This is a genomic window from Paenibacillus aurantiacus (assembly GCF_042431225.1).
GTDB classification, from domain to species: Bacteria; Bacillota; Bacilli; order Paenibacillales; family Paenibacillaceae; genus Paenibacillus_Z; species Paenibacillus_Z aurantiacus.
The window spans coordinates 284,122-307,934 of sequence record NZ_JBHMDO010000047.1 but is presented as its reverse complement, the minus strand read 5'-3'; the positions used below and the strand labels follow the sequence as shown (position 1 = coordinate 307,934).

At 54.9% G+C, this 23,813-nt stretch carries 22 protein-coding genes and 1 tRNA gene; 19 read left to right on the top strand and 4 right to left on the bottom strand.

Annotation, left to right across the window (positions count from 1 at the left end):
* The first annotated feature begins 210 nt into the window (after positions 1-210).
* The 13 genes from ACFFSY_RS29670 (at position 211) to ACFFSY_RS29610 (ending at position 14,455) form a co-directional block, all read left to right on the top strand.
* Complete coding sequence (locus ACFFSY_RS29670; protein WP_377501029.1) at positions 211-1,170, top strand: phosphate ABC transporter substrate-binding protein; 960 nt, start codon at positions 211-213, stop codon at positions 1,168-1,170.
* Positions 1,171-1,269: 99 nt separating this feature from the next.
* Positions 1,270-2,196: a phosphate ABC transporter permease subunit PstC gene (pstC, locus tag ACFFSY_RS29665; protein WP_377501027.1), complete on the top strand. Its 927-nt coding sequence runs from the start codon at positions 1,270-1,272 to the stop codon at positions 2,194-2,196.
* On the top strand, positions 2,193-3,080 hold the full coding sequence (gene pstA / locus ACFFSY_RS29660; protein WP_377501025.1) for a phosphate ABC transporter permease PstA: 888 nt from the start codon (positions 2,193-2,195) through the stop codon (positions 3,078-3,080). Before pstC ends, pstA begins: the two co-directional genes overlap by 4 nt.
* Before the next feature lie 15 nt (positions 3,081-3,095).
* Positions 3,096-3,854, top strand: coding sequence for a phosphate ABC transporter ATP-binding protein PstB (gene pstB, locus ACFFSY_RS29655; protein WP_377501023.1), 759 nt, complete (start codon positions 3,096-3,098; stop codon positions 3,852-3,854).
* A 130-nt stretch (positions 3,855-3,984) separates the two neighbouring features.
* Entirely contained in the window at positions 3,985-4,641 is a 657-nt protein-coding gene (gene phoU, locus ACFFSY_RS29650; protein ID WP_377501021.1) for a phosphate signaling complex protein PhoU, read from the top strand.
* Positions 4,642-4,920: 279 nt separating this feature from the next.
* Positions 4,921-6,423, top strand: a complete 1,503-nt coding sequence (locus tag ACFFSY_RS29645; RefSeq protein ID WP_377501019.1) for a GGDEF domain-containing protein — start codon at positions 4,921-4,923, stop codon at positions 6,421-6,423.
* Positions 6,407-7,624: an EAL domain-containing protein gene (locus ACFFSY_RS29640; RefSeq protein WP_377501017.1), complete on the top strand. Its 1,218-nt coding sequence runs from the start codon at positions 6,407-6,409 to the stop codon at positions 7,622-7,624. Before ACFFSY_RS29645 ends, ACFFSY_RS29640 begins: the two co-directional genes overlap by 17 nt.
* Positions 7,625-7,783: 159 nt before the next feature.
* Positions 7,784-10,444, top strand: a complete 2,661-nt coding sequence (gene polA / locus ACFFSY_RS29635; protein WP_377501015.1) for a DNA polymerase I — start codon at positions 7,784-7,786, stop codon at positions 10,442-10,444.
* A gap of 362 nt (positions 10,445-10,806) precedes the next feature.
* Positions 10,807-11,661 (top strand): DNA-formamidopyrimidine glycosylase, encoded by an 855-nt coding sequence (mutM, locus tag ACFFSY_RS29630; RefSeq protein ID WP_377501013.1) that lies wholly within the window; start codon positions 10,807-10,809, stop codon positions 11,659-11,661.
* A 114-nt stretch (positions 11,662-11,775) separates the two neighbouring features.
* On the top strand, positions 11,776-12,489 hold the full coding sequence (locus ACFFSY_RS29625) for an MntP/YtaF family protein (protein ID WP_377501012.1): 714 nt from the start codon (positions 11,776-11,778) through the stop codon (positions 12,487-12,489).
* A 33-nt stretch (positions 12,490-12,522) separates the two neighbouring features.
* A complete protein-coding gene (coaE, locus tag ACFFSY_RS29620; RefSeq protein WP_377501010.1) occupies positions 12,523-13,119 on the top strand; it encodes a dephospho-CoA kinase in 597 nt (198 codons plus the stop codon).
* Entirely contained in the window at positions 13,116-13,694 is a 579-nt protein-coding gene (locus tag ACFFSY_RS29615) for a lytic transglycosylase domain-containing protein (protein WP_377501008.1), read from the top strand. The genes coaE and ACFFSY_RS29615 overlap by 4 nt, the downstream gene beginning before the upstream one ends.
* A 311-nt stretch (positions 13,695-14,005) precedes the next feature.
* Complete coding sequence (locus tag ACFFSY_RS29610) at positions 14,006-14,455, top strand: hypothetical protein (RefSeq protein WP_377501006.1); 450 nt, start codon at positions 14,006-14,008, stop codon at positions 14,453-14,455.
* Between the two features lie 56 nt (positions 14,456-14,511).
* On the opposite strand, the gene ACFFSY_RS29605 is transcribed toward ACFFSY_RS29610, so the two are convergent.
* Entirely contained in the window at positions 14,512-16,155 is a 1,644-nt protein-coding gene (locus ACFFSY_RS29605) for a hypothetical protein (RefSeq protein WP_377501004.1), read from the bottom strand.
* A gap of 361 nt (positions 16,156-16,516) precedes the next feature.
* Positions 16,517-16,735, bottom strand: coding sequence for an alpha/beta-type small acid-soluble spore protein (locus tag ACFFSY_RS29600; RefSeq protein WP_148930539.1), 219 nt, complete (start codon positions 16,733-16,735; stop codon positions 16,517-16,519).
* A 161-nt stretch (positions 16,736-16,896) separates the two neighbouring features.
* On the opposite strand from ACFFSY_RS29600, the gene nrdR reads away from it, so the two are divergent.
* Together nrdR and ACFFSY_RS29590 are read left to right on the top strand one after the other, a co-directional pair.
* Positions 16,897-17,376, top strand: coding sequence for a transcriptional regulator NrdR (gene nrdR / locus ACFFSY_RS29595; protein WP_148930538.1), 480 nt, complete (start codon positions 16,897-16,899; stop codon positions 17,374-17,376).
* 49 nt (positions 17,377-17,425) lie between these two features.
* Positions 17,426-17,498, top strand: a tRNA-Ala gene (locus ACFFSY_RS29590).
* 109 nt (positions 17,499-17,607) lie between these two features.
* Here the strand turns inward: ACFFSY_RS29590 and ACFFSY_RS29585 are convergent.
* Positions 17,608-18,726 (bottom strand): site-specific integrase, encoded by a 1,119-nt coding sequence (locus ACFFSY_RS29585; RefSeq protein ID WP_377501002.1) that lies wholly within the window; start codon positions 18,724-18,726, stop codon positions 17,608-17,610.
* Positions 18,727-19,239: 513 nt separating this feature from the next.
* On the opposite strand from ACFFSY_RS29585, the gene ACFFSY_RS29580 reads away from it, so the two are divergent.
* Entirely contained in the window at positions 19,240-20,088 is an 849-nt protein-coding gene (locus tag ACFFSY_RS29580; RefSeq protein WP_377501000.1) for an ATP-dependent DNA ligase, read from the top strand.
* Between the two features lie 47 nt (positions 20,089-20,135).
* Positions 20,136-20,384 (top strand): hypothetical protein, encoded by a 249-nt coding sequence (locus ACFFSY_RS29575; protein WP_377500998.1) that lies wholly within the window; start codon positions 20,136-20,138, stop codon positions 20,382-20,384.
* A gap of 11 nt (positions 20,385-20,395) precedes the next feature.
* On the opposite strand, the gene ACFFSY_RS29570 is transcribed toward ACFFSY_RS29575, so the two are convergent.
* Positions 20,396-20,593 carry a hypothetical protein gene (locus ACFFSY_RS29570; RefSeq protein WP_377500997.1) on the bottom strand — a complete coding sequence of 66 codons (198 nt, stop codon included), beginning with the start codon at positions 20,591-20,593 and terminating at the stop codon, positions 20,396-20,398.
* Positions 20,594-20,688: 95 nt separating this feature from the next.
* Between ACFFSY_RS29570 and ACFFSY_RS29565 the strand changes: the two genes are divergently transcribed.
* Positions 20,689-21,351, top strand: a complete 663-nt coding sequence (locus ACFFSY_RS29565; protein WP_377500995.1) for a hypothetical protein — start codon at positions 20,689-20,691, stop codon at positions 21,349-21,351.
* A 158-nt stretch (positions 21,352-21,509) separates the two neighbouring features.
* Complete coding sequence (locus ACFFSY_RS29560) at positions 21,510-23,768, top strand: hypothetical protein (RefSeq protein WP_377500993.1); 2,259 nt, start codon at positions 21,510-21,512, stop codon at positions 23,766-23,768.
* Positions 23,769-23,813 lie beyond the last annotated feature (45 nt).

The following is a 23,813-nucleotide window of genomic DNA, read 5'->3' as shown; positions in this document are numbered from 1 at the left end:
TCGAATTGGAACAGTCTGTTAAGCGCACTTGCCGCGAACAGGCTGTTTTTTATCGTAGCTTCACATTGACCGCATAGAGACGGTGCTTTTTCTCAAAAATATTTACATTGCGTTTACATAGTGAAAATACCCGTTTAACGACGGGCTTTTACAATAGGTCATGTAAAGCAAATAAACCCGTGCAAGAAACGGAAGGAGAAAACCATTAGCATGAAAAAGATGTTGCTTGTAGTTGTTGCTCTGATGTTGACGATCGGTCTCGCGGCTTGTGGTTCGAAGAACACAAACAACGCAGCCAATAACGGCGCGAATCAAGAGGCTGGCACGAATAACGCAGCGACAGGCGGCGCAGAAGGCGGCGGTGAAGAACTTTCCGGTTCCATCTTGGCAGTAGGTTCGACGGCGCTCCAACCGCTCGTAGACCAAGTCTCGAAGAAATTCATGGAGACGAATAGCGGCGTGACGATTCAAGTGCAAGGCGGCGGCAGCGGCACCGGCCTGACGCAAGTGGCAGGCGGACAAGCTCAAATCGGCAACTCCGATATTTTCGCCGAAGAGAAGTTCAAAGACGCGGAAGCAGATCTGGCCAAAGACCTGGTTGACCACCAAGTGGCAGTCGTAGGCATGGCGACAGTCGTAAATAAAGAAGTAGGCGTAGACAACCTGACGAAACAGCAGCTGGTCGATATTTTCACCGGCAAAATCACGAACTGGAAAGACGCGGGCGGCGCGGACGAGAAAATCACGATCATCAACCGTCCGGCAAGCTCCGGCACGCGCAAAACGTTCGAAACCTACGCGCTTGGCACGAAAACGGAAGACCTGCAAGGTTCGATCCAAGAAGATTCCTCTGGCACGGTGAAGAAGCTTGTCGGCGAAACGCCTGGCGCTATCGGCTACCTGGCCTTCTCCTACCTCGACGATACGGTGAAAGCCGTGAAATACGACGGCGTGGAAGCATCCGAAGCAACCGTTATCGACGGCACATACCCCGTTTGGGCGTACGAGCACATGTACACGAAAGGCGAGCCGGATGCGGCAACGAAAGCCTTCCTCGATTACATGCTGACGGACGAAGTGCAGAACGGCGACGTAACGGAGCTCGGCTACATCCCGGTTAACAAAATGACCGTTACCCGTGCGGTAGATGGCACGGTCACGAAGAAGTAACAGCTCTAAATGGGGGTCCGCAAGGACATCCGATACGCATTCACAAGCCAGAGAGGCGATCCATTCGCCTCTCCTTGGCAGTTAAGAAGGAGAGGTACTATGGAGCAGACGGCTGTGAAAGGTCAGAAGACCAATTCGAAATCCGCATTCATGAAACCGCACATCAGAGAAGAATGGGTTGGCCGCGTATATACGTTCATTTGTATTTTGATTCTGATCGCGACAATTCTGGCGATCGTCTATTTCGTCGCTTCCAAAGGCTTAAGCACGTTCATTGCGAACGGCGTGAACATCGGAGATTTGCTAACTGGACTGAAGTGGGATCCGGAAGGCGAACCGGCCGTATTCGGCGCGCTTCCTTTCATCTTCGGTTCATTCAGCACGTCTTTGCTCGCTGCGCTCATCGCCGCTCCGCTCGGCTGCTGCGCCGCGATCTTCATGACGCAAATTATGCCCGGTGCGGGCAGACGCTACATGCAGCCCGTCATCGAGCTGCTGGCTGGCATCCCGTCCGTCGTTTACGGCTTCGTGGGGCTTAGCGTTATCGTGCCGATGCTTCGCGCGATTTTCCCCGGCCAAGGGATCGGCATTCTAGCCGGTTCGCTCGTTCTGGCCGTCATGATCCTCCCGACCATTACGTCCATCGCGACGGATGCGCTCGCTTCGCTGCCAGGCGGGCTGAAGGAAGGCTCCTTCGCTCTGGGCGCGACGCGCTGGCAGACGATCTACCGCATCGTGCTGCCGACGACGCTGCCGGCGCTGCTGACCGGCGTCGTGCTCGGCATGGCGCGCGCATTCGGCGAGGCGCTGGCTGTCCAGATGGTTATCGGCAACGCGCCGCATATTCCGCATTCCCTGTTCGAATCCGCATCGACGCTTACTAGCGCCATTACGCTCAGCATGGGCAACACGATTTCCGGGTCGGCGCATAACAACGCGCTTTGGTCGCTGGCACTGATTTTGCTGGCCATGACCTTCGTCTTCGTCTTCGTCGTCCGCGTGCTGGAGAGGAGAAATCACCGATGAACGCCAAAACCGCCGATAAAGTCGCTACCGTCGTCATTTGTGTGTTGGCCGGCCTAATCGTCCTTGTTCTGCTCGGACTGCTCGGCTTCATCCTATTCCGCGGCTTGTCGCATATCAGCTGGGACTTCCTGACCTCGGCGCCCGAGACGATCAAAGCCGGGGGCGGCATCGGACCGCAGCTGTTCAACTCGCTGTTCCTGCTCGTGCTGACAATGCTCATCACGATTCCGCTCGGCCTTGGCGCCGGCATCTATATGAGCCAATACGCAAAGCCTGGGAAGGTGACGAACTCAATCCGGCTCGTCGTCGAAGTGCTCTCGTCGTTCCCTTCCATCGTCGTTGGTCTGTTCGGCTTGCTCGTATTCGTCAATATTTTGGGCATCGGCTTCTCGTTGTTCTCCGGGGCGATGGCGCTTACGGTCTTCAACTTGCCGCTCATGGTCCGGATCACGGAGCAAGCAATGGCCGGCGTGCCGCGCGAGCAGAAGGAAGCGAGTCTGGCCCTCGGTCTGTCCCGCTGGAAGACGATTACGTCCGTCATGCTGCCGATCGCGATGCCGGCGATCATCACGGGTACGATTCTCGCCGCCGGCCGCGTCTTCGGCGAAGCCGCCGCGCTGCTGTTCACCGCCGGCATGAGCTCGCCGCGGCTCGACTTTACGGACTGGAATCCGCTCAGTCCGTTCTCGCCGCTCAATCCTTTCCGTCCGGCGGAGACGCTGGCGGTTCATATTTGGAAGATCAACAGCGAAGGGCTTGCGCCGGATGCGGGCGAGATCGCCGCTGGCGCTTCCGCCGTCCTCGTGCTGACCGTTCTGCTGTTCAACTTCGGCGCCCGCTGGTTCGGCCGCTTCATGCACCGCAAATTCACCGCAACACGCTAGCAGGAGGAATCGGATATGGCAAGCACTGGGATGAAAGTGAAGGACTTGAGCGTATTTTATGGGGAGAAGGAAGCGGTGAAGAAGGTGTCGCTCTCCTTCTCGCCTAAGCAAGTCACCGCCTTGATCGGTCCTTCGGGCTGCGGCAAATCGACCTTCCTGCGGAGTCTCAACCGGATGAACGATACGATCGGCGGCGTCCGGACGACCGGCGAGATCTGGATCGAAGACGTGAACATCAACGATCCGTCGATCGACGTCGTCGAGCTGCGCCAGCAGATCGGCATGGTGTGGCAGCGCCCGAATCCGTTCCATAAGTCGATCTACGAGAACATCGCGTTCGGACCGCGCTATCACGGGATCAAGAACAAGAAGAAGCTCGATGAGATCGTCGAGGATTCGCTGCGCAAGGCGGCGCTGTGGAACGAGACGAAGGACCGGCTGCACAACTCGGCGCTCGCGCTCTCGGGCGGTCAGCAGCAGCGGCTGTGCATCGCGCGGTCGATCGCCGTCAAGCCCAAGGTCATCTTGATGGACGAACCGGCCTCCGCGCTTGACCCGGTGTCGACCTCGAAGATCGAGGAGCTCATCGCGGAGCTGAAGAAGGAATATTGCATCGTGATCGTGACGCACAACATGCAGCAGGCAGCGCGCGTGTCCGACCGGACGGCGTTCTTCTATATGGGCAAGCTGATCGAGACGGACGACACGGACAAAATGTTCACGAATCCGTCCGAGAAAGAAACGGACGATTACATTTCCGGGCGGTTCGGTTAATTCGGAACGCTATCGGCAACGGCCAATCGGAAGGGCTCGCTCTTCGCTTGCGGTCCGTCGGCAGGTTAAACGAGAAGTTCATCATGGCAATATCGGGCGGCGGTCCGTCGCTTAAAGGGGAGAAACGGTCGTGGTACGCAAAGAACTGGATGAAGGATTGAAGCAGCTGAAGGAGCTGCTGATCGAGATGGGCGAGCGCGTGGAACGCGCGCTCGGCGAGGCGATGGCGTCGCTGCAGACGCTGGATGCCGACAAGGCGCGCGTCATCGTGGAGGAGGACCGCAAGCTGAACGAGCTGGAAGAGCGTATCGATCAGCTCGGCGCGCGGATGATCGCGACGCAGCAGCCGGTAGCCAAAGATTTGCGCCGCATTCTGACCGCATTCAAGATGGCTGCCGACCTCGAGCGGATGGGCGACCTGTCGGTCGATATCGCCAAGATTACGCTTCGCCTGCAAGGACAGACGCTGGTCAAGCCGCTGATCGACCTGCCGCGCATGGCAGAGCTGACGCAGCAGATGATTCACGAGTCGATCCAATCCTACGTACAGGAGAACGTCGATCTAGCCTACAAGATGGCCAAGGACGACGACGAGGTCGACGCGCTGTACAACCAGGTGACGCAGGATCTGTTCAAGCTGATGGTCGGCAACCCGCAGACGATTACGCAGGCGGGCATGATCAGCTTCGCCGGCCGTTACGTCGAGCGCATCGCGGATCACGCGACCAACATCGGCGAGAGCGTCGTCTATCTGGTGCTCGGCAAGCGTCCGGATTTGAACGTGTAGCAGATGCCTTGGGCGATCATAAACATCCCTTCGAGCACGACAGAGTCCCGTTCTTTCAAAGGAACGGGGCTCTTTATTTTGTTTACAGGGGGAATAGCCATCGGGTACCGAGTACGCTTTTTTATAAGTGTCCAGTGTATGGGTATCCGTTTGGAGAAGGAGACTGCTTACTTCTCCACGCTTTTACCCAGGCTTTACAAACGTGGAACGCTCCTTAAACAATCGGGTGCTACAATGGCGGAATAACGAAATAGTTCATTCGCGGATGAGGGGATAGCCGTGGGAGAGAGCGGATACGGATTGCTGGATCGAACGTTAATGGAGAAGATAACGGAACGCTGGCATCATGGCGGAGTCGGGGTCATTCTGCTGCATGTCGAGCGCGCCGGGAGCGCGGAGCTGTCGGCACTCCGGCAGTGGATGGAGCGTGAGCGCCGGTTGTTCTGGCACTATCGGATGGACCATGATCACTACTTCCTGCTTGGCAGGCAGCGCGAGGACGTTCGGCTGGACAGGCTCATCGTCCAGTCGACGGAATCGTTGCGCGAGTATCTAAGGCAGGCGAATGCAAGCGGGATGCAAGAAGGTGCCGGTTATGCGATCGGAAGCTCGGCGATCTATCCGTCCGGGGTAGGACGTTCGGCGGAATCGATGATCTACGGCGCGCTCAAGGAAGCGATGAACGCGGTAAGCCGGACACTTGCGCAGCAAGCTGTCGGGCGAAGCAAAGCGCGAATGGAGACATCCCCAATCGAACAAGATCCGATCGGCGATGCGTTCCAGATTGGCGCCTTGGCAAAGCCGATCCCGGTATTCGACGTCAAGACGCGCGTATCGGAGGTTGGCAAGCTGTTCGAGATGAACGAGCGCGTACAGGGAGCTGTCATCGTGAACGGTAATCGGCCGGTCGGGCTTATCATGAAGGAGAAGCTGCACCAGCTGCTTGCAGGTCCCTTCGGAATCGCGCTGTATTGGAACCGGCCTATCGAGAAAATCATGGACGATCACCCGCTCATCGTCGACGCCGACACCTCGGTGGAATCCGTCTCGCAGCTGGCGACCGCGCGGGATCATGCCAAGCTGTACGATGTCGTCATCATCAAGCGGGACGAGCGTCTGCTTGGCGCCGCGTCGATCCGCTCCATCTTGGAGTGCATGACGAATCTGCGGACGGAGGAAGCGCGAACGGCCAACCCGCTCACCGGCCTGCCGGGCAATGCGTCGATCGTCCGGGAGATGCAGCGGCGAATCGCCGAAGGGCGGCCGTTCGCGGTCCTGTACGCAGATATGGATTTTTTCAAATGGTTCAACGACCGTTTCGGCTTCAGCCAAGGCGATGCGCTAATTCGCTACTGCGCATCCGTGCTGCAGGAGGAAACGAAACGGCTGGTGCCGGATGGCAGCTTTGTCGGGCATATCGGAGGCGACGATTTTATCGTCATGGCCGATGATTGGCAAGGCGAGGCATTATGCCGCGCCATGCTGAGCCGATTCGACGGCGGCGTGGCGGCTTTCTACGGCGGTGCAGAGGACCTGAACGTGTCGGATCGCTCGGGCCGAAGGGTTGATCAAGAAGGCGTCAGCTTGTCCGTCTCGCTCGTGCGATGGGATGGGGAACGACCGGTCACGCCGGAGAATCTATCGCAGGCCGCCGCGAGTCTGAAGAAGCTGGCCAAGGGAAGACGCGGCAGCGCGTATGTGAGCGGCGGCGTGTTTGAAATGCATCGGGGAGAGGAACGAAATCAACGTGGAGCAAGTCATGGATATGAAACGACATTATAGCCGGTTGTGGGGCAATACATTATCCGGAGCCGCCGGCATCATCTACTTGGCGTGGCATGGACAGGCCGAACTTGACTATCGGCATGCAAGCGACTCGGCCGCGCTGTGGAGAACGTTCGTCGAGCGGGAGACCGAATCGCTCCGCGCCGAGCTGCCGGGCGTGCAGCAGATCTGGATGCGCGACGATCTGTTCCTCTGTCTGCCGCTGTCTGGCGATGACGCGGAAGTGCAGGAGGAACGTCTGCTTGAGCTCGCGAGCAGGCTGAAGCGAGATTGGGAGCCGTCCTTCCGGAGCGTTGCGTCGTCAGACCTGTCGCCTGGGATGGCGCTCCATACGGGGATCGCCTACTTGCGGGACATCGGTCAGCGCGCCAATTCGTCGTGGTGGTACGAGGGGATGAAGCGGGCGCTCGTGCACGGCCAGCATCTGTTCGCCACGGAGCGAAGCATGAAGCTGCGCCTGTTCGAGCAGCTGACCCGCAAGCGGATGCTCTATCCCGTCTTCCAGCCGATCATCTCGCTGCGGGATGAGTCGGTGTACGGCTATGAGGCGCTCAGCCGTTTCCCTGCCAACCGATGGTTCGCGGGTCCGCAGCAGCTGTTCGATTTCGCATCCCGGGAGGGGATGGTGTACGTGCTGGACCGGCTGGCGCGCGAACGGGCGATCGAGTCGAGCGAAGGACTTGCAGGAGGACAGAAGCTGTTCATCAACCTCACTGCCCAAATCATGGACGACCCGCAGTTCACGCCGGGGCAGACGCTTTCGCTGCTCGCGAAGATGGGCCTCTCGGCGCATCACGTCGTCTTCGAAATCACCGAGCGGAGTTCGATCGAGGATTTCGAAGCGGCCAAGCGGACGCTCGATCATTACAGGAGCCAAGGGTTTCAGATCGCGATCGACGATGCGGGCGCGGGATATTCCTCGTTGCAGTCGATCGTGGAGCTGCAGCCGGATTTTATCAAAATCGACCGTTCGCTCATTCGCGGCATTCACGCCGATGCGGTCAAAGGACATATCGTGCACACGTTCACCGAATTCGCCTCCAAGATGGGCAGCGCCATCATCGCGGAAGGGATCGAGACGGAGGAAGAGCTGTCGTTCATCCGCGGGATGGGCGTTCCGCTTGCGCAAGGCTACCATCTGGGAAGGCCTCAAGGCGCGATTATTGCCGGGCAGCAGGGAGAGAAAGAAAGACGATGACGACAAAGCTGGCCATGCGGATGGCCGGCTTTTTTTGAAAATGCAACCATATATAAGTTTCACGGCGATAACCTGGCTGCGCAGCCCGCGCAAAGTGGGAAAGCTTGTCTGCTTTATGCTATGATAACGGGTAGTAAATAAGTGCGCGAGGTGCCTGACATGGAAAAATGGGTCTTGATTGACGGTAATAGCATCGCTTACCGGGCTTTCTTCGCTATGCCGCCTTTGACGAATTCGGCAGGCATGCATACGAATGCGGTATTTGGCTTTACGCAGATGCTGCTGAAGCTGTTGGAAGAAGAGAAACCGACGCATATGCTCGTGGCGTTCGACGCCGGGAAAGTGACGTTCCGCCATGAAGGCTACGAGGAATATAAAGGCGGACGCCAGAAGACGCCGCCGGAGCTGTCCGAGCAGTTCCCGGTATTGAAGGAGACGCTGAAGGCGTTCGGCATCGCGCAATTCGAGCTGGAGGGCTACGAGGCGGACGATATCATCGGAACGCTGACGCGCATCGCCGACGAGCGCGGCGTGCAGGCTGTCGTCGTCTCCGGCGACAAGGACATGCTCCAGCTGGCCTCCGACAACGTCACGATCGCGCTTACGCGCAAAGGCGTCAGCGAGATCGAGCCGTATAATCCGGAGGCGATCCAGGAGAAATACGGACTGAAGCCGCTCCAGATCATCGATCTGAAGGGACTCATGGGCGATACGTCCGACAATATTCCGGGCATTCCGGGCGTCGGCGAGAAGACCGCGCTCAAGATGCTGCACGAATTCGGTTCGGTCGAGAACGTATTGGCCAACACGGACAGCCTGAAGGGCAAAATGAAAGAGAAGGTCGAGACCCATAAGGAAGACGCAATCATGAGCAAGAAGCTGGCGACGATCTTCCGCGAGGTGCCGATCGAGAACAAGGCGGACGAGATCGCTTACGGCGGCTACGACAAGGCGACGCTCGCCGAATCGTTCCGCAAGCTGGAGTTCAAATCGCTGATCGAGCGTCTTGACTTGAACGCGTCAGACGCCTCGGGCGCGGATGCGGTACCGGCCGACTCGAGCTACGAGCTGATCATCGTGGACGAATCGACCTCGCCAGAGACGCTGACCGAGGCACTTGCGGGCACGGAGTGTGTCTACATCGAAGCTGTCGGCGAGAATGCGCATCAAGCGCAGCTGCTCGGCTTGGCGCTGAGCGCAGGAGAGCGCGTATTCGTGCTGACCTACGATACGCTCATGGGAGCGGCAGGGGAGCCGGTCCGCAGCTGGTTAACCGATCCAGAAGCGCCGAAGCAAGGTTATGATCTGCATAAAGCGGAGCTTGCGCTGGCGTGGCACGGCATCGAGCTGCGCGGTACATCCTTCGATGTCATGCTGGCCGCCTACCTGCTCGACCCGACGGAATCCGACCAGACGCTGTCGTTCTTAGCTGGCAAATACGGCATTCCGTCTATCGCGTCGGACGAGGCGGTGTACGGCAAAGGCGCGAAGTTCAAAGTGCCGGAGCCGGACACGTTGGCTCGTCATCTGGCCCAGAAGGCAGCAGGCGTGAAGCGGCTCATTCCACTCCAGTACGATGAGCTGGAGAAGAACGGCATGAGCAATCTGTACTTCGATCTGGAGCAGCCGTTGTCCGTCGTGCTCGCTTCCATGGAGAAGAAGGGCATTAAGGTGAATCCGGAAGTCTTGCAGGAGCTGGGCGGCGAGCTGGAGCGCAATATTGCGCAGTACATGAGCGATATTTATTCCCATGCCGGCATGGAGTTCAATATCAATTCGCCGAAGCAGCTGGGCGAGGTGCTGTTCGAGAAGCTGCAGCTGCCGGTCATTAAGAAGACGAAGACAGGTTATTCGACGGACGCCGAAGTACTTGAGAAGCTGGAGCCTTACCACGAGATCGTCCGCCTCATTCTGCACTTCCGTCAGCTGTCCAAGCTGCAGTCGACGTATGTGGAAGGGCTGCTGAAGGAGATTCGTCAGGATACCGGCAAAGTGCATACGTACTACCGGCAGACGATCGCGGCGACGGGCCGCTTGTCGAGTCAGTTCCCGAACCTGCAGAACATCCCGATCCGGCTGGAAGAGGGACGCCGCATCCGCAAAGCGTTCGTCCCATCCGAGCCAGGCTGGTACATGCTCGCGGCGGACTATTCGCAGATCGAGCTTCGGGTGCTCGCGCATATCTCGGGCGACGAGAAAATGAAAGAAGCGTTCGTCAACGATATCGACATTCATACGAAGACGGCGATGGACGTATTCGGCGTGCAGCAGGAGCAAGTGGACGCGAACATGCGCCGCCAGGCGAAGGCCGTCAACTTCGGCATCGTCTACGGGATCAGCGATTTCGGCCTGTCGAACAACCTAGGCATTGCGCGCAAGGACGCGGCTCGCTTCATCGAGCAGTATTTCGAGGCGTTCCAAGGCGTGCGCGGGTATATGGATAATATCGTCATGCAGGCACGCCGCGACGGGTATGTCACGACGCTGCTCGAACGCCGCCGGTATTTGCCGGAGATCAAGGCATCCAACTTCAACCTGCGCTCCTTCGCGGAGCGTACGGCGATGAATACGCCGATCCAAGGCACCGCGGCCGATATTATCAAGCTGGCGATGGTAAAGATGGACAAGGTGCTGGAAGAGCGGGGACTGCGCAGCCGGATGCTGCTCCAGGTGCATGACGAATTGGTGTTCGAAGTGCCGGAGGACGAGCTGGAGACGATGAAGACCCTCGTGCCGGAAGTTATGGAGAGCGCGATTCAGCTTGACGTGCCGCTGAGAGCGGATGTCAATTTCGGCGTCAATTGGTATGAGGCAAAGTAAGAGAACGGGAAGCAATTGGTGCGGAAATCGGGTATAATGTAGCCAATTGGTTTGAGCTCTCGATAGGGAGCTCAGCATTTGGCTAAGTCCAATTGGTTTGAGCTCTCGATAGGGAGCTCAGCATTTGGCTAAGTCCAATTGGTTTGAGCTCTCGATAGGGAGCTCAGCATTTGGCTAAGTCCAATTGGTTTGCGTGACCGATAGGCACGCAGCATTTGGCTAAGACCAACTAGCTAGCAATTACAAACATCATAAGAAAAGGCGGGCTAAGACAGGCGGTTTCTTCGGAATCGGCTGCCTTGGCCTGCTTCGGTCTTGAGACGCGCGCCGCAGCCGGTTGTTGCGTCAAGGAGGGAGCAAGCATGCCGGAATTGCCGGAGGTTGAAACCGTTCGAAGGACGCTCATTGAGCTTGTCGCAGGCAAGCGGATTGAGCGCGTGACCGTATCGCTGCCGCGCATCATTCAGCGTCCGCAGGAGCCGGAAGCGTTCGCTGCCGCCCTGGCCGGACAGACGATTCGCACTGTGGAGCGAAGAGGGAAGTTCTTGAGGATTTTACTCGACGATCTCGTGCTGGTGTCCCATCTTCGGATGGAAGGGCGCTATGGCGTCTATAAGCAGGACGAGCCGGTCGAGCTGCATACGCATGTCATTTTTCATTTCGACGACGGCACCGAGCTGCGCTACAAAGACGTGCGCCAGTTCGGCACGATGCATCTGTTCGCGCCGGGCGAAGAGTTCAAGCAGAAGCCATTAATGAAGCTGGGCATCGAGCCGCTGGACGAGTCGTTCACGCTGGCAGCGTTCAAGAAGGCGCTCGCGGGCCGCACGACCAAGATCAAGCCGCTGCTGCTCAACCAGGAATACGTGGTTGGGCTCGGCAATATTTATGTGGACGAAGCGCTGTTTACCGCGGGCATCCACCCCGAGCGAACGGCCGATACGCTGAAAGCATCGGAGTGGCAAAAGCTGTACGAAGCGGTGCGTACGACGCTTGTGCGTGCCGTAGAAGCGGGCGGCTCGTCGATCAAGTCGTACGTGAACGGGCAGGGCGAGATGGGCATGTTCCAGCATCAGCTGTTGATCTACGGCCGTAAGGATGAACCGTGCAGCCGCTGTGGAAGGGCCATCGAGAAGTCCGTCGTCGGCGGCCGCGGCACGCATACGTGCCCGACTTGCCAGAAGCTGCCGCGGCGCAAGCCCGATTCGAAGGAATAATCGCATGATGCACCTGTGGGCGGGTGTTCCGCATATGATGTACCATTCATGGGCGAATATACGTGATCTTTCGCAATAGGGAGGACACGGCTGCCATCATGGGAGGGACATCGGTTGCTCGCACATGCTGCATCATTGCTGCTGCTCGCGTTTGCCGTCAGTCTGGACGGATTGGGCGTGGGCGTTACTTACGGATTGCGCCGAATCCGCATACCGGTCTTCTCGGTAGTCATCATCTCGCTATGTTCCGGATTTGTCGTGTGGCTGTCGATGCAGATCGGCACGGTGCTGGCCGGCTACTTGTCGCCGGACTTTGCCAGCTGGACTGGAGCCGCGCTGCTCGTCTTGATCGGCGCATGGGCATTGGTCCAACATTTCCGTAGAGGCAAAGAGGACGAAGAGGACGCGGGGGAAGCGGCGGATTTTCGAACCGCGGTGAATCAAGGGCAAGACGGAGCGCCGCCAGCCAGCGACTGGGAGGCGACCAAGACGATCGTCATCCTGGAGCTGAAGCGGCTGGGGCTGGTGATCCAGATCTTGCGGAAGCCACAGATCGCCGACGTCGACCGCTCCGGCATCATCTCCGCTTCCGAGGCCGTGCTGCTCGGCTTCGCGCTGTCGCTAGACAGCTTCGGCGCCGGATTAGGGGCGGCGATGGTCGGGTTTCCCCCGGTGCTAACGGCGCTCATCATCTGTACCGCAAGCGGGCTATTCCTGCTTGGAGGCATGCAGCTCGGATTCCGCTTCGCGGGGATGCGAGGCATGCAGGCGCTGTCCGTGCTGCCCGGGCTGATGCTAATCGCGATGGGAATTATGAAACTGCTCTGAACGAGCAAAGAGGTTAGGTAATGAGGTGAAACAATGATACTTGGGTTAACGGGCGGAATCGCCTGCGGTAAAAGCACGGTCTCGGCCATGCTCGTCCGCCGGGGAGCCCAGCTCGTTGACGCCGACAAGGTCGCCCGGGAAGTGGTGCTTCCCGGCGAACCGGCGTTGGACGAGATTATATCGCTGTTCGGCCAGGGCGTCATCGCGGAGGACGGAACGCTGAACCGGCGCGAGCTGGGCAGCATCGTGTTCGCGGACGCGGACAAGCTGAAGCAGCTGGAGCGCATTCTCCATCCAGCGATTCGCGGACGCATGCGCGAGCAGGTGGAGGCCTATGAGGCGGCTGACCCCCATGGGCTGGTCGTCGCGGATATCCCGCTCCTCTATGAGACGGGGCAAGCGGACAGCTACGAGCGTATCATGGTCGTATACATACCGAGACTGCTGCAGATCCAGCGGCTCATGACCCGTAATTCGCTGCCGCAGGAAGAGGCGGTTCGCCGCATCGACCTGCAGATGGATATCGAAGAGAAGCGGCAACGGGCGGATTTCGTGATCGACAATAGCGGGGATCTGGACGCCACGGAGCGGCAGATCGACGACTTTTGGCGCGAAGCAGGGTTAGCATGAAGATCGTGAACAAACACAAGTTCCGCCGAAGAATGCTGGCGCTGCTCGTCGTGGCGCTGGTTGGCTTGTTATTTCTGAATTCCGATTGGATCGGACGTTGGATGTATCCCATCTCGTACGAGGCGGATATTCGCGTCAGCGCCCGTAATTACGACCTTGAGCCGCATCTAATCGCCGCGATCGCGCGCGTGGAGACGAACTACAGCCCAAGCAAAGTCTCGAAGAAAGGCGCGGTCGGCATCATGCAGATCATGCCGGATACGGCCGAGTGGATCGTCGAACGCGCAGGCTTTGACGGCGTCACCCTGGACAACCTATCGGCCCGTGCCGATATCGGCATCGAGGTTGGCGCCTGGTATTTGCAATCGCTTCATAAGCAATTCGGCAACAACCGTTACGCCGCCATCGCCGCCTACAACGCGGGCCCGGGATCGGTGAAACGCTGGCTGTCGGACGGCACGTGGGACGGCCGGGAAGAGACGCTGGACGATATCCCATACGGCGAGACCAGACACTATGTACAACGGGTCATTTATTATTATAATAAGTACAGGAAGTTATACCCGGATTTATAGGCTTGCAACGAAGGACGTTCCGGTTATTCGGTTGACGCTCCTTTTGTCGCCTCGTTTATTGACATCTACTGACATATAAGTTGCGTAGACGCACCGACAAAAGTCGCTTTAATCCGAAAACCTTCGCTGCAGTAGTTTAAAGGCAAAACCTAGAACGTCGGCGACTTTGTTGCCGGCGATTTTATACTGCGATCGATCGTATACAACCGTGTCGAATATATACTTTTTGCCTAGGTACAGGGCATGATGGGTTCCATCGCCATCGCATGCCATAATGGAAGCAAAGCCTTGCAAAGAGGAGGACGCTAAGCATGAAATTGTGGCGTACATGGCTATCGGTTCCCCTGTTGTTGGTCGCGGTTTGCTCTCCGGTACGATCTGCCGGCTCGCTGCCTGAACCGAAACCAACGGAATTGTTTTTCCAATCTTCAGGCGGTTTGTATTGGTCCAATGCAGCTATGGATACGTATTGGGGGAAAATATGGCGTTCCTATGGCTTTGCCCGAATCGAACGAGCCAAACCATTAGCGCCGAAACTGGTTACGGTGCACATGCAATCACCGCTTGGCTATAACTACGATTTGAGTTTATGGGAAGTGGGCAAGGCGAGAATTCAAGCGAAGAGAATGGGGATTGGACAGATCGAAACGATAGAGGATGTGCCGATTGGCGATTGCTACACCATCCAAGTCGCCGCTAATCTGTCTCCCGGCAACTATAGCGGTACGTCGGGTTTCGTGTTATGGGTGGAGGAGCATTAAATCGATCCGGCCTCGCCCGTGTCGCGATCGACACGCAGGCGAAGCCGGTGCTGAATTTATTCGTTGACATATGAGGTGATTCGCCCGAGTTTCAACATGGAATGCATGACAGGGTTGTTCACTAAGATATCAATGATGATTTCTTTCGCAATTCCCGGTGCTCGCAAGGCGCCCACCTCCAAGTCGATGATGCCATCTTGGGTCGATGCACCCGTGGGACCGGCCGTAGCGCTCTTCAAGACTTCGAGCGGTGCGCTAATGTTGCTATCGAAAGTGAGGCGGCGGTAAATATTGACCACGATCGACGATTGCGCAGCATCGCTGCCCGCATAAAACGTGTAGTACAGTCGAAAACTTTTCAAACTAAAGATGCCCAACACTTGTAAGGGAATGATAACTCTGCAATTAATCGCGCCATTAAAGGAAATGTAGTTTTGGTTGAATGCGCGAATGCCATCATGCGATTTGGGCATCAAGTAATGCAGGGGATGAACAACGGTATCCTCGGTCGTAAGTTTAGCCTCGCGGGGGCCGATGATATTATTTTGCAGCACCCATGTCAGGGAGGGAACATCGGCTGCTTTGCCGATCCGGTCCGTTGTGGAGTTTCGGATTCGGTTATCGGTCGCATTCAAATTCAAGAAAATGTCGGTCAAGTTGCCAAAGCCTCTTACGTTCTCGAATTGATCGTATTTGGAAGAAAGTTGGACCATCGTGTCCGAATTTCTCACGACGATATTGCGAAATAGGTTGGGGTATGCGGAATTAATGATGCCGCCTCTGGATGCGTCGGTATAAAAGTGCGTTGCGATGCCGACGCGAGCATTCTCGATATAAGCCATATCGACGGTACAAGCGCGCGAATTATTAATCAGGATCCCTTCCGAGGTTTGGCCGCGCCCTACGTTGCCGCGGATCTGCTCCAGGCGGCAGGCGTTCGAATTCGCGATTGAAGCAAGCGAACCGTGTTCGGTCGTCGCATCAACCGGATCGTAGGACTCGGCATTGCGGATATAACACCTATTACTGTTGGCGATGAAACCGATCGAATAGTAAGAAGACAGCTTGTTAGGGGATTCGACGTAAATGTTCTCAGCCCATGTCTCCACGCATCCAGGGGTTGAACCTTCCATGTCATTACCAATTCCGATGCCCTGCGTTGCATTTCGGATCCAAATATTCCTAGCGAAACAATTGGCGGTGTGAGCGAACTGAATTGCGTACCCGCCGCTTTGGGAACGTGCAGCGCTATAGTCAAAGTCGATGAACAGATTTTCGATGCTTGCATACCTTGATCGAATTCTGCTATCGGTCGGCTCTAACCGTCTCCCTTCCTGAAATGGTATATCCACGAATGCATCGTTCCGGAGGGTTCCCCGAACTTTCGAAGCCACAAGCGCATCTCGTCTCGCGCGATTCCACTCGCGGCTATTGCCTACAACGAATGCACAGCGTCCCTCATCGCCGCTGATGGCTACACGCAGCCTGGTCGTCATGCCATCCCCGAGCACGCGGATGTTGCTTGGAACGAAAACGGGGTAGCGCCAAAAGTACGGTTGATTCGAACCCGGTAAGTATACGGTTCCGTTGCTACCCTGCCTTACGAGATCATCAATGGCTTGTTGCACTGCTATCGACGCGTCAAAAATGCCATCGAGCTGCACATTGTAAGGCGCCTCCTGCACATTTATTATTGCCATCCAGTTCACTGCCTCCGTTCTGTCACTGTAACTTGCCTGGCCTTGATGTTCATTGACACTGACAGGATCGAAGTTTGCCGATTAGGGTCTTAAGGGATAATGAAATGAGACACTAGCAGGCACTGTCCGCTAAATCATGACATTTCTATATTTATGCGTAGGGAGGCAGGATTTGAACGTGGAATGATCGTAAAATCAAGCAGTGAGCATATCGAAGGCAGCTTGGATGATCTATTTGGTTTTGCCTTGGATACAAAAAGCACTTATAATATGAACAACGGCTGTGCTCGTAAAATAAAAAAGCCCCGGCGCAAACCGCCTGTAGAGGGCGGTTTGTCCGAAGCTTGGACGATCTTCGTGATTATTTGTATTGACCGGCAAGGGACTGTTCAGCGATTTGGACCAGCTTACGAGTGATGTAGCCCCCGAGGGAACCTGCGTCACGCGTAGCCATGTTACCGTAGTAACCGTCTTGTGGGATGGAGATACCCAGCTCTTGTGCAACCTCGTATTTCATTTGGTCGAGGGCTGCGTTCGCTTGTGGTACGACCAGTTGATTGCTGCTGCGATTTTGGCTCATTGTTGTTCACCTCCTTGCGGTTGGTAACAGTATTATGTTTCGACTTGACGGTTTTCATTACACCAATTTTGTTAGCAAATGTTTCCGTAAGCGTTTCACCCTTATTTTGCGGGCGTCGCGCCAGCTGAAGCGTCTTATAGAACTGGAGGTAAGGGCAACAGATGAAATGTCCGTATTGCGATTACGCAGGCACGAAAGTGCTGGATTCCCGGCCCGCGAACGAGAACAAATCGATTCGACGCAGAAGGGAATGCGAGAAGTGCAGCCGACGTTTCACCACCTTCGAGATGGTGGAAGAAACGCCGCTGATCGTTATTAAGAAAGATGGCAGCCGCGAGGAATTCTCGCGCGACAAAGTACTGCGCGGCCTAATCCGGGCATGCGAGAAACGGCCGGTCTCCGTTGAACGGCTTGAAGTTATTGTTTCCCAAGTAGAGAAAGAACTACGCAACACCGCTTCGACCGAAGTCGACAGCCAGCGAATCGGCGAGATCGTGATGGGCGAGCTGTATCCGGTCGATGAAGTAGCCTACGTCCGCTTCGCGTCCGTCTATCGTCAATTCAAGGACATCGACATGTTCATGAAGGAGCTCAACAATTTATTATCGAACCACCCGCTCAGCGGCGGCAAAAAAGATTGACACCGCTGGGCGCTCGTGGTATGATCTTACTTGTCTGTAAGACATACACGGGGCCTTAGCTCAGCTGGGAGAGCGCATCGCTGGCAGCGATGAGGTCAGGGGTTCGATCCCCCTAGGCTCCATACTCGAAAAACCCTTGTATATCAAGGGTTTTTCGCATTTTCAAGGGTTATTCAGCAGTGCCTATAAATGCGAGTTGGTGCCGTTTTGGTGCCATTTGATTTTTGGTGCCTAATTGGTGCCAAAAAGCATCTTCCCGAATTGGTCAGCAGTTTCTTTCTGCATATTCGGAAGAAGATGGCTATAGAGATCCAAAGTGATCTTTACAGAGGCATGTCCAAGTCGTTCCGAAACGATCTTAGGATGTACACCTTGTTTCAGAAGCAACGTTGCGTGCGTATGTCTCAAATCGTGAATTGTAAGTTCGGGAAGTTCGGCTTCCGAGATTAACCTGTAAAAAGTTCTAAGCATATTCCGCGGACCGAGTGGGGTCCCGATTGAAGTGGCCACAACCAGATCGTTATCCTCATATACGCCGCCAGCGCTCAACTTCTCCGCAGCTACAAGTCGCTTCCGCTTCTTCAACTCAGCTATAGTCTTATCGTCCAAAGAAACAAGTCGGGTACCAGTAGCTGTTTTTGCACCGGCAGTTAATTCTTTGCCATCATGAGATAGTGTCTGAACAACAGACAGGGTCTTTTGTTCGAAATCGATATCCTTCCACCTGAGACCAAGCAACTCCCCTTGCCGTAAGCCTGCGGCATAAGCGAGCAGAAAGGCAACATATTCACGATGCTTGCTTGCGATCTCATCAAACTTCCGAACTTGTTCCGTATCCCACACCTGGACTTCCTGCTGCTCAACCTTCGGCATATCGATCATGCGGGTTGGGTTCTTGATTAATTGGCCTCTCATGACTCCCCAATCCAAAATTGCTCTTAGGACCTTGAAAACATCCTTAACACTGCGCGAGGCGAGTTCTTTTTCTTTTCGCAGGTAAGTGATGAATCTCAAGCAATCTAAGTCGCTTATTTTTCCGATCTCTTGATCTTTAAAATAAGGAGCGATATGGATTCGGATGTGACGATCATAATTATCATAAGTCGTTTTGTTGACGGAATGCTCCTTTGCTGACAACCATTGCGCGGCAAATTCTTTTGCGCTTGTTTTTGAGGCTTGTACATACGTACCTTTGTTCAAAGAGTTCTCTGCCTCAACCATTGCCGCCTGGGCTTCCTTCTTCGTTTTGAATCCACGCTTCTTTGTGCGCTTTCTCTGGCCTCCTTCGCCAATTTCAATGACGTAGTACCAGGGGTTCTTTTTGGCGTTTTCATCTTTAAAAACAGGCACGAGAATCTCCTCCGTAAAAAGCTACCATTTTCGTAACTAAATTCTACAATGAAGGACTAAACGATACAACAGAGGAATAAAGACAACAGGGGCAATACATAGAAATTTTGCAGGGAATAAGAAGGAATAAAGAAGAAAAAAAGATCAACAGTTTGCTTTATGCCATGTTATATTTGTATTGTGAGAAATCGAGAAGAGGACACCGCTGAAGCGTGAACGCTTCGGATCGCAGCCGGCCAATATGGTCGGCTTTTCTATTTGCGGTGCAAAGCTCCCTTCCGATTTCTCGCGTAACAGCGTCGGAGACGGCCAGAATGGCGGGTTTCCGGCGCGATAAGCCCAACCGGATACATCCGGAGGCGGAAGCCCAGTTCTACGGCGGCTGACGGGCACAGCAGAAGACGAAAGGTGGTGACACCTCGTCCTCAATGACACAACGCCGCGGAACACCATCACTTCCCTGCGAATCGTTCGTGCCGGCAATGGTACAATTGAACGGAGGAGGGAAGCATCATGAACGCACCTGCAGCAATGCTCCTTGAAAAGCGTGAACAACCGTTCGATGACGAAAGATATATATTTGAACCAAAGATCGACGGGCATCGGCTGCTGTTGACGCGGTCGGCCGGATCGGTTCACCTGCATACGCGGCACGAGACGGACGTGACCGCTCGCTACCCGGAACTGCACGACGTGCCGGTCAGCTGCGGCGACGTGATCCTCGACGGCGAGCTGGCGTACATGGACCCGGCGACCGGCGACATTTGTTTCGAAACGACCATGCGCCGCTTTCAGATGACGGGTGCCAAGGTCTCTCGCGGCATGCAGACGCTGCCTATCCGGTATTTCGTCTTCGATGTGCTCGCTGCCGGCGGCCGAGACGTCCGCTCGCTGCCTCTGATCGAACGCAAGGCAATTCTGGATGATATTCTCGTGGAAAACGAATACTACAAGCGTATCCTCCATACAGATGGCCAAGGTACTGCGCTGTTTGACGTAATCAAGCAGCGCGGGCTGGAGGGTATCGTCGCGAAGCGCAACGACAGCGCCTACGTCGGCCGCCGCAGCGATGCCTGGGTCAAGGTGATCAACTACACCTATGCCGAGGTCACGCTGGCCGGCTACCGCAAAGGTGAATTCGGTTGGCTGGCGCATTACGAGGGACGCCCGGCGGGAATCATCGAACTGGCCGTGCCGGAAGCGCACCGGAAGGCATTTCATGCGGTCGCCAAGACGATCGTGACCGGCGAGGACAAGAATTTCGTGTACATTCAGCCGAGGCTCCGCGCAAAGGTCCGCATGCGGAACTGGTACAAGAGCGGTATGCTACGCTCGCCGGAGTTCGTGGATTTCGTGGTATAAAATATGGAAATGCTCCTGCCGATATAGTTTGGTGGGGGTGAGAAATAATGGATAGTGCATTTCAAGATATAAACGCCATGTTCGAAGCTGGTGCCATGCTCATAGCAAAGGTCCTATTTATGACTATTCTCTTGCCGGAGATTGCTGGAGTCATTGTGATCGGCGTTGTACTTCGGATCCGGGGGGAATTGTTCCGGGTATTGATGATTGGGGTCACGCTCTGTTGTGTATTTCTGTTCTGGAGGTTCGGATTGCCGATGCTTGCGGAAGGCTCAACAAAAATGGTTAGTCCTTAGAAAAACGCGCCTTACCGCAGATAGAAGCGGCAGGCGCGTTTTGTGTAATACATACCGTTGATCTTGACGGCGTCATCGTTGATAAGTTCGATAGGGCCGCCATAGTCGGCGATCTCGTCGTTGTCCTTAAAATGGACGATGACTTTCGAGTGATTCAATAACGCGATCGACAAATGCGCGTCGCTGGTTAATTCCCTGCGGGCTTTCACGACTCATCATCCCTCCAGCGACATTATTCGTCAAGATAGAAGGAAATTCCTTTTGTCAGTTGAATAATATTGGCATATTAAGTTGGAGGGGTTGTATGAACTTTTTAAGGGGACTTTTCTTTGCGATTTTATTGCTTGGACCATCGATGTATTTTGGCTATAAAAGCCAACCAGCAGAGATGGGCATCGCTGTGGCAGCTGGAGCGCTTGTTATCTTTTTCTTAAACCTTGATAAATTTCAAAGTTTCAAGGCTGCAGGTGTTGAAGCGCAGCTAAAAGAAGTGCAGAAAGTGGTAAATGAAGCACATGCAACACTGCAAAATCTCAAAGAAATTACTAATCCACTATCCCTTACGGTTTTAAGTAGTGTAACTCATGAAGGTCGATGGGGTGGAATGGGTTTTCAACAGAAGATTGACCTTGTGCAAGAATTAGACAAAGCTATGGTTGCCTTAAACTTTACAAGTAAAGAATTTGAACAGGCGAAAAGAGACTTCTACCGAATGCATATTTGGGATATGTTCGATAGGATAGTTTCAGATGCATCCAACATTTTTGGAGTTGAGTCTGGTTCGTATAAGCAATTAAGGGACATGTACAAACGGCAATCCTTTGATTATCCTACCGAGCAACAAATCAGGGATGAACTAAAACTTGAAGCCAAACACAATCATGATTTAGATACTCGTATCGTGGATTATCTTTACTTCATCGAAAATAAAACATTGCGAAATCCAATACGCGAAAATGAAGAATAGCACCCCATTGGGGTGCTTTTTTCTTTGCCCAGAAAGGAGGGAAGGCGATGAAACAACTGGCGAGCTGGTTCATGAAATGGACCTCTATCTACGCAACGCCACCGCCGCAGGCAAATCAAGAACAATGCCGGCATGCCAATCGATAGGAGGGAGAGACAATGCCAAAAACAACTAAGAATTTTTCGAAGAAGGCAAGAGAAGAACAAGCACTCCGTGCAATAGCTGAGAAGGGGATTGCCCCGGTTAGTGGTGTGCAACGCAAAGAACAACAGGGGTACTGGTACTACTCCGCATTTGTGAAGAACCCACTACCGAGTTTGGCTCTTGCCAACGAGCCCGTGGGGATTTACATCTCTTTTGATAAGGGCGAGTGCCCAACGATCAATCACCTGAGCGTCCAGGATCCTAACGGCAATGATATCCCGTTCCAATGGGAAGGGGCCGTAGATACGCGAACTGAGCAATCGTACGCATCTTACTCTGACAACAGTCTGCGGCACGGAACGATCTGGATCATGACAAGCCTGGCCGCGGATGAACTGAAGGTGTTCACGGTCAAAGTCAGCGAGGCGCCGACCGTAAAGGCATTCGCTGAGAATGTCATCCAAGGGGTTGAGAGTGGATCGGTCGACCTGTTGCAGGCCGGAAACATTACGGTCAAATTCGATCAGGCGGGCGTATGGCTCGGAAGATCAATGCACAATAACGGGATCGATTTCAATCCGACTTCCCCACTAATCCAGATCATGTTGACTGATGCAGCCCGCGTTGATAATGCAGCGACTAGTTCCAATACGACCTTGATCTTCCGCAAGTTCACCGGCAATGGCGTGGTGTTCAGGGAGAGCGAGGTCGTATTTTCTTTCACCGCATGCCCAACACTCTTGATCACGGCGCGGCTACGATTATGGGCCAATGGTAAAGTGGCGACTTACCACCATGCGATCGCCACCGACGATATCCCTGCTGGGGTGGTCAATGGCTGGTTCTCAAGAGTCCAGTTTGACCATCCGTCGGGTAACTCCGAGCAAAAGAGCTCGCCGCTCGGATACATGTACACGACGAATGCCGGCAGCGCGAGTAAATGCCTTTTGGCAGGTGTGAGACATATTCAGTTCCTGTCCGAAGCGCCGAATTCGGATACAGGATATAACTCCCATTATGGAAACTCGAACACGGGCGGTTCCGTGTTTTACTTAATCTACTGCTGGAAAAATAACAGCGGAACGAAAGCGATCAGCAAGGGCACATTCTTCTCAACGTCGGGTTACCTCGCTAGCGGCATCCAGGTCGCGGATGTTGATAACGAAGCGATCCGCCGAATGAACCGCGTTTTCACCCGGGCGGCGAAAGATACAAAAGATGCACTGAAACTGCGTTTTGTTGAGCTGGTGAAGAGTTTCCTCAACACATCGCGGGAGTGGGCGCTGGCAAATGACAACTGGTATTTCGGTGGTCTGCAGGGCTTGCAGGCTCTGGCGATGAGTTCGTTATACGGGTACGACGAGACGAGTTGGGTCGCAACAGCTCGTGCGAAATTGGACAGCAATCTTGGTAAGTACGGAACCGGGACGAAGGCTGGATTTATCGCAGCGTGGCAAGGTAATTACGGCTGGGAATTTATCGGGCGCGACATGGCAATTCTTCCGTTCCTTCTTGATGTCTATAAGAAACGGAACGATACGACCAACATCACCTATATCACGAATATTATCCATGCACTTGCTGACGCAGCGGTGGATATGGAAGTCGCGAGCGGCGGCGGTGGGAAGATGTATCTGCGCAATAACGCATCTCAGCTGCTGCCAGACAACTACAACGCCGAGGCCGCAGCGCTCGTGGCCCTTGCGGAAAGCCTCTCGTTAACGGAAAACTCGACCCGGAGGGCCACGTTTAACCGAATTGCGGCGCAGTTCACCACGGCCTACGAGTTTGTCAATCGAACGCCGTACAATCAAAGCAATGCAGGTCAGGCTGGGTCGACAACGTCTACTGGCGGGCTTGTGCTCTCCATCAAGATGCCGACCAACCACTATCACCTCTTTAACCTGTACGAGGCGTTCCGTGCAAATGACATCATGAGCTTGGGCGTTGCGCTGCCAAGCCCACGTCAATACGCTTTTGAGATGTCGTCGCCTGCGGGCCAGGTGTGGGAGAAGGAAACGAATCATCAGCCGAATCGCCGCGGTCCTGCTCTGACCCATATCTTGATTGCTTGCTCGATCGCTCGATGGGGCAATAACGCATCGGATTGGGAACAAGCCTGCATATTGCTCGAGCATGTACTTGAGCGCATGAAACCGTCGGGAGATCTCGAACGGCCAATGAACGGTTGGGGAATCAGGGATTCCGACATCCACAATTATCCGATCGAGGCACAGGTCCTGTTCGAAACGGTTTACACCACTAGCAAGTGAGTAAATGGCCGCTCTCTTGATGAGGGCGGCCTATTCTATGGAGGT

Coding starts and splice junctions, on each gene's coding strand:
- ACFFSY_RS29670 (WP_377501029.1), top strand. CDS start 211: ATGAAAAAGATGTTGCTTGTAGTTGTTGCTCTGATGTTGACGATCGGT.
- pstC (WP_377501027.1), top strand. CDS start 1,270: ATGGAGCAGACGGCTGTGAAAGGTCAGAAGACCAATTCGAAATCCGCA.
- pstA (WP_377501025.1), top strand. CDS start 2,193: ATGAACGCCAAAACCGCCGATAAAGTCGCTACCGTCGTCATTTGTGTG.
- pstB (WP_377501023.1), top strand. CDS start 3,096: ATGGCAAGCACTGGGATGAAAGTGAAGGACTTGAGCGTATTTTATGGG.
- ACFFSY_RS29640 (WP_377501017.1), top strand. CDS start 6,407: ATGAAACGACATTATAGCCGGTTGTGGGGCAATACATTATCCGGAGCC.
- polA (WP_377501015.1), top strand. CDS start 7,784: ATGGAAAAATGGGTCTTGATTGACGGTAATAGCATCGCTTACCGGGCT.
- mutM (WP_377501013.1), top strand. CDS start 10,807: ATGCCGGAATTGCCGGAGGTTGAAACCGTTCGAAGGACGCTCATTGAG.
- coaE (WP_377501010.1), top strand. CDS start 12,523: ATGATACTTGGGTTAACGGGCGGAATCGCCTGCGGTAAAAGCACGGTC.
- ACFFSY_RS29615 (WP_377501008.1), top strand. CDS start 13,116: ATGAAGATCGTGAACAAACACAAGTTCCGCCGAAGAATGCTGGCGCTG.
- ACFFSY_RS29610 (WP_377501006.1), top strand. CDS start 14,006: ATGAAATTGTGGCGTACATGGCTATCGGTTCCCCTGTTGTTGGTCGCG.
- ACFFSY_RS29605 (WP_377501004.1), bottom strand. CDS start 16,155: ATGGCAATAATAAATGTGCAGGAGGCGCCTTACAATGTGCAGCTCGAT.
- ACFFSY_RS29600 (WP_148930539.1), bottom strand. CDS start 16,735: ATGAGCCAAAATCGCAGCAGCAATCAACTGGTCGTACCACAAGCGAAC.
- nrdR (WP_148930538.1), top strand. CDS start 16,897: ATGAAATGTCCGTATTGCGATTACGCAGGCACGAAAGTGCTGGATTCC.
- ACFFSY_RS29580 (WP_377501000.1), top strand. CDS start 19,240: ATGAACGCACCTGCAGCAATGCTCCTTGAAAAGCGTGAACAACCGTTC.
- ACFFSY_RS29575 (WP_377500998.1), top strand. CDS start 20,136: ATGGATAGTGCATTTCAAGATATAAACGCCATGTTCGAAGCTGGTGCC.
- ACFFSY_RS29565 (WP_377500995.1), top strand. CDS start 20,689: ATGAACTTTTTAAGGGGACTTTTCTTTGCGATTTTATTGCTTGGACCA.
- ACFFSY_RS29560 (WP_377500993.1), top strand. CDS start 21,510: ATGCCAAAAACAACTAAGAATTTTTCGAAGAAGGCAAGAGAAGAACAA.